This is a genomic window from Microbacterium sp. (assembly GCF_051953575.1).
Taxonomy (GTDB): domain Bacteria; phylum Actinomycetota; class Actinomycetes; order Actinomycetales; family Microbacteriaceae; genus Microbacterium.
This window is the reverse complement of record NZ_JBQCIP010000194.1, coordinates 1-4892: the sequence shown is the minus strand read 5'-3', so window position 1 is coordinate 4892 and position 4892 is coordinate 1. Positions and strand designations below refer to the sequence as shown.

Annotated in this window: 5 protein-coding genes; 1 reads left to right on the top strand and 4 read right to left on the bottom strand. The window is 73.6% G+C overall.

The window, feature by feature from the left end:
- A partial coding sequence (locus tag ACTHNQ_RS11900) for an ABC transporter permease subunit (RefSeq protein WP_440333643.1) occupies positions 1-817 on the top strand: 817 nt, incomplete at its 5' end.
- A 68-nt stretch (positions 818-885) separates the two neighbouring features.
- Here the strand turns inward: ACTHNQ_RS11900 and ACTHNQ_RS11895 are convergent.
- The 4 genes from ACTHNQ_RS11895 to ACTHNQ_RS11880 all read right to left on the bottom strand — a co-directional run.
- A complete protein-coding gene (locus ACTHNQ_RS11895) occupies positions 886-1581 on the bottom strand; it encodes an NAD-dependent deacylase (protein WP_440333641.1) in 696 nt (231 codons plus the stop codon).
- Between the two features lie 36 nt (positions 1582-1617).
- Entirely contained in the window at positions 1618-3159 is a 1542-nt protein-coding gene (locus tag ACTHNQ_RS11890) for an ATP-dependent DNA ligase (protein WP_440333639.1), read from the bottom strand.
- 33 nt (positions 3160-3192) lie between these two features.
- Positions 3193-3963, bottom strand: a complete 771-nt coding sequence (locus ACTHNQ_RS11885; protein WP_440333637.1) for an LLM class flavin-dependent oxidoreductase — start codon at positions 3961-3963, stop codon at positions 3193-3195.
- On the bottom strand, positions 3960-4892 hold a 933-nt coding region (locus tag ACTHNQ_RS11880), incomplete at its 5' end, for an LLM class flavin-dependent oxidoreductase (protein ID WP_440333635.1). The genes ACTHNQ_RS11880 and ACTHNQ_RS11885, both read right to left, overlap by 4 nt.

The following is a 4892-nucleotide window of genomic DNA, read 5'->3' as shown; positions in this document are numbered from 1 at the left end:
CCCGTCCTTCGTCGTCACCCTGGGTCTGTTCCTCGGCTTCCAGGGCCTCGCGCTCGTCGTCATCGGCTCGGGCGGTCAGTTCCGCCTCGAGGTCCCCGAGCTCATCGCCCTGCAGAACGGCAACCTGCCGGTCTGGGGCGGTTGGGTGATGCTCGCCGTCATGCTGCTGATCTCCGGCGGCACGGCGTTCTGGGACCGCGCGCGCCGCACCCGTGCGGGCGTTCCGAACCGTGCCCTGTCGCTGGTGTTCATCAAGCTGGCGGCGATCGCCGTCGGCGGTGGGATCGTGGTCTACTTCCTCAACCAGAACCGCGGCCAGTCGGTCGTCGAGGTCGCCGGTGTCCCGATCGTCGTTCCCATCGTCCTGACCCTGCTGTGGCTCGGCACGTTCCTGCTGGATCGCACCAAGTTCGGCCGCTACCTCTACGCGATCGGCGGCAACGCCGAGGCTGCACGCCGGTCGGGCGTGAAGGTCCGCTGGATCAAGTGGTGGGCGTTCGTGATCTGTTCCGCCCTCGCGGTGTTCTCGGGTCTGCTCAGCGTCGCGCGCGTCGGCGCCGTGGACGCCACCGTCGGACGCGACATCGTCCTGTCGGGCGTCGCCGCGGCAGTGGTCGGCGGCGTCAGCCTCTTCGGCGGACGCGGTCGCCTGGTCCACGCGGCCATCGGCGCCCTGGTGATCGCCACGATCACCAACGGCCTCGGCCTGCTGAACCTGCCGGCCGGCATCAACCTGCTGGTGACCGGCGGCGTGCTGATCCTCGCGGCCACCGTCGACGCCCTGTCGCGGGTGCGCTCCGGCGGCGTGCGTATGTAGCGCGCCTCCACGACCGAAGAGCGCCGGGCGGATGCTGCCGCCCGGCGCTCTTCGCGTGTCGGGGGCCGTCAGCCCCGCTGCGCGAGCACCTCGTCGACCCAGACGGGCACCAGTTCGCCCGCACGACCGGCGCGGGCGTCGTCGAACGGCACGGCCGGGTCGCTCGGCTCGAGGTTGAGCTCCACGGTCCGCGCGCCGAATGCGGAGGCGAGCGCGACGTACCCGGCTGCCGGGTACACCTCGCCCGAGGTGCCGATCGACACGAAGACATCGCACGCGACCACGGCCTGCTCGATGCGGTCGAGGCCGTACGGCATCTCGCCGAACCACACGACGTCGGGGCGCAGCATCCGCTCTCCGCACTCGGGGCACGGGGGCCGGTCGATGAGGTCGCCGTCCCAGGCGGGACGCGCGCCGCACGACAGACAGCGGGCGCGGCGCAGTTCGCCGTGCATGTGCACGAGGTTGCGGCTGCCTGCACGGTCGTGCAGGTCGTCGACGTTCTGCGTCACCACGAGGAGCTCGTCGCCGATCGCCCCTTCGAGCCGGGCGAGGGCCCGGTGCGCCGCATTGGGGACGGTGGATGCCACCGCCCGGCGCCGAGCGTCGTAGAAGGCGAGCACGGCGTCGGGGTCCCGCTCGAAGCCCTCGGGCGTCGCGACGTCCTCGATGCGGTGCCCCTCCCACAGCCCGTCACCGCCGCGGAAGGTGGGCACTCCGCTCTCGGCCGAGATGCCGGCGCCGGTCAGCACGACGATGCGCATGAGCCCAGTCTCTCGCACCGTGTGCGCCGGCCGGATTCAGCCCCGCAGCAGTGCGCGCAGCGACTGGATCGTGTCGGCCTCGTCGGGGCTCTTGTCGGGCCGGTAGCCCTTGACGCGCGCGAAGCGGAGCGCCACCCCGCCCGGGTAGCGCGCCGACCGCTGCACCCCGTCGATCGCGATCTCGACGACCGTCACCGGCTGCACGTGCACTGCGTAGGCCGACCGATGGGTCTCGATGGTCGGGAAGTGCTCGGTCTGCCAGCGCAGCGTCGCATCGGTGAGCCCCTTGAACGTCTTGCCGACCATGACGAAGCCGCCGGGGTCGCCGAACTCGCCTGCGGGATCGCGCGCGCCCAGGTGCAGGTTCGAGAGCAGCCCGGTGCGCCGGCCCGACCCGGGTTCGACGGCGAGCACGACGAGGTCGTACGTGAGGACGGGTTTGACCTTGAGCCAGCTCTTGCCCCGGCGCCCCGCCGCGTAGGGGGCGTCGAGAGCCTTCACCATCACGCCTTCGTGGCCGGCGGCCAGTGCTTCGCGTGAGAAGAGCTCCGCCTGTTCCGGGTCGTCGGTGATGATGCCGGGCATGCGCGCGTCGCCGGCGACACGGGCAAGAGCCTCGAGCCGCGCCGACAGGGGCTCGTCGAGCAGGTCCCGGCCGTCGAGGTGGAGGATGTCGAAGAACCACGGACGCAGCACCGCGGCCGCCTCGGTCTCGGACCCGAATCGCGCCATCGTGTCTTGGAATGGCCGAGGACCCCCGTCCTCGTCGAGTGTGAGCGTCTCGCCGTCGAGGATCACCTGGGCCGCGGGCAGGGCGCGCACGGCGTCGACGATCTCGGGCACGCGGTGGGTGATCTCGGCGAGGCTGCGCGTGTACACGTGCACCTCGTCGCCGTCGCGATGGACCTGGATGCGGGCGCCGTCGAGCTTGTACTCGACGGACGCCGCCACCGCCGACCCGTCCGCGCCGAGCCCGGCGAGCGCTTCCGTCGTGCTGCCCGCTGTCGAGGCGAGCATCGGCATGACGGGGCGGCCGACCCGGAGCCCGACGGCGTCGAGCTCTGCGGCGCTTCCGGTCAGCGCGAGCAGGGCGGTCTCGCCGAGGTCGCCCGAGAGCATCGCCGCCCGCCGGACCGCGGCAGGAGTGCGGTCGGCGGCCTTCGCGACCGCGTCGAGCAGGACGCCCTCGAGCGCGCCCGTGCGGAGTTCGCCGAGCAGGATCCGCGCGAGGAGGTCCCACTCCCCCGGCGTCGCGCGGCGCGCGAGCCCCTCGAGCTCGGCGGAGCGCACGCCGGCCGAGCCGGGTCCGTCGGCGCCCGCGAGCCGGTCCAGCGCAGCATCCACCTCGGTGAGGGTGAGCGACGGCTCCTCGGCGTGCGGCACAGCGAGAGCGGTGACGCTCCGCCACCCGACGCCGAGGCGACCCTGTCGCGGCGCGGCGAGCAGAAGCCCGACGGCGGGCACGATCTCGTCCGGGTCGAGCCGGCGCAGCACGTCGGCGAGCGCCGCGACCTTGGCCAGACGAGACGAGGTCGCGGCGACGGCATCCGTCGCCGTCACGAGCTCCTGCAGCAGCATGTCGCGATTCTCGCACCGGGCGCCGACACCGCCCTACACGGCGGCGGCCGCCGCTTCGGCGAATGCGAGATAGTCCGCCGCGTCGTCGCCGGCCACGATCGCCCGCAGCACGACCTCGTCGACGGCGGCGCGGTACGCGTCCAGCCCGGCGGCGAAGCCGTCGGGACGCAGCACCGTGTCGCGGGAACGGATGCCGAGCCGCGCGAAGTTCGCGGCGTACGACGGGTACCCGGCATAGCGCTCGGCCTCGACGTCGAGCCGGTCGAGCGCTGCGGGATCGGCGGCCGCGCGCACATAGAGGGCGATGTGCGCCGCGGCGGAGACGGAGTGCGCCTCGCGGGACTGCGCCTGGGCGGCGTCGGGGGTCAGCCAGCTGAGCAGGAGCCCGTCGGAGGCGTCCGCCCCGAGCCGTCGCATCTTCGGGCCCAGCGCACCCACCACCACACGCGCCTCGGACCCTGCTCGCAGGGCGGCGGCGGCATCCCTCATCCGGTCCAGCGCGCCGACGGCGCCCCCGGAACCCGACCCGATGCCCAGCGCCAGTCGCTCCTCGGGCAACCCGAGCGCGCCGATCTGTTCGATGATCGACGCGGGGGTGCGGCGATCCATCGGCAGCACGCCGGTGGCCAGCACGAGGTGCTCCGTCACCGCGGCGGCCGCGGCCAGCACCTCCAGCGCGTCGGCTCCCGGAGTGTCGTTGACCCAGAGTGCGTGGAACCCCGCCCGCTCCACCTCAGGCGCGAGCCGCGCCGCGACGTCGGCGCCCGCGGCGGCCGCGATGCCGATCGAGACGACCGCGCTCATCGTGCCGCCGTCACGAGCCGAGCGACCTCGCCGGTCGCGTCGTAGAACTCGGCGAGGTCCACGCGCGACGACGGCAGCAGGATCACGTCGTCGACGCCCGCCGCGAAGAACGCCTGTGCTCCGTCCGCCACCTGTTCGGGCGTGCCCCACAGCGCTCGCGCACCCGGGTCGGCGTGCTCGTCGCCGACATCGGCCAGTGCACGCGCCTCGGCGTCGGCGCCGAACGCGGCGACGACGAACGCCACCGTCTCGTGCGGTCCGCTGCGGCCGGCCGCCTCGCGGCCCTCGCGGATCGTCGCGACGCGCTCCGCCAGCTCCTCGGGGGTGTGCCGGGAGTCGAGCACGGTCCCGTCGGCCACCTCGCCGCTGAGGCCCACGGTCTTGGGGCCTTCGGCGGCGGCGTACACGCGCGGCGCCGTCGCGGGCGGGTAGTCCAGGGCGACGTCGTCGAGGGTGACGTAGCGACCCTCGACGCTGACCCGCTCCCCGGCGAGCAGAGCCCGCAGCGCGGGCACATACTCCCGCATGAGGGTGAGCGGCGATGCCACGCGCGCCCCGGCCTGCCCCATCCACTGCTGCACGCCGTGGCCGACACCGGGGAGCAGGCGCCCGGGGAACAGCCGCTCCAGCGTCGCGATCTCCATCGCGGTCGCCGCGACGTTGCGCAGCGGCATGGGTTCGATGCCGATCCCGAGCTTCAGGTTCTCGGTCCACGCGAGCGCGGCGCCGACCGTGGCGAACGAGGACTGCTTGAAGCAGTCCTCCCACACCCACAGCTCGGGCACGCCCGCCCGCTCGGCCGCGACCACGGCGTCGTGGAACTCGTCGGGGGTGTGCGTGTACGGGTTGAAGATCGCGCCGATGCGGGTCATGCACCCACTCTGGCAGGAGCGGCCGACACCCGCGACGCGGACGTCGCGGGTGTCGGC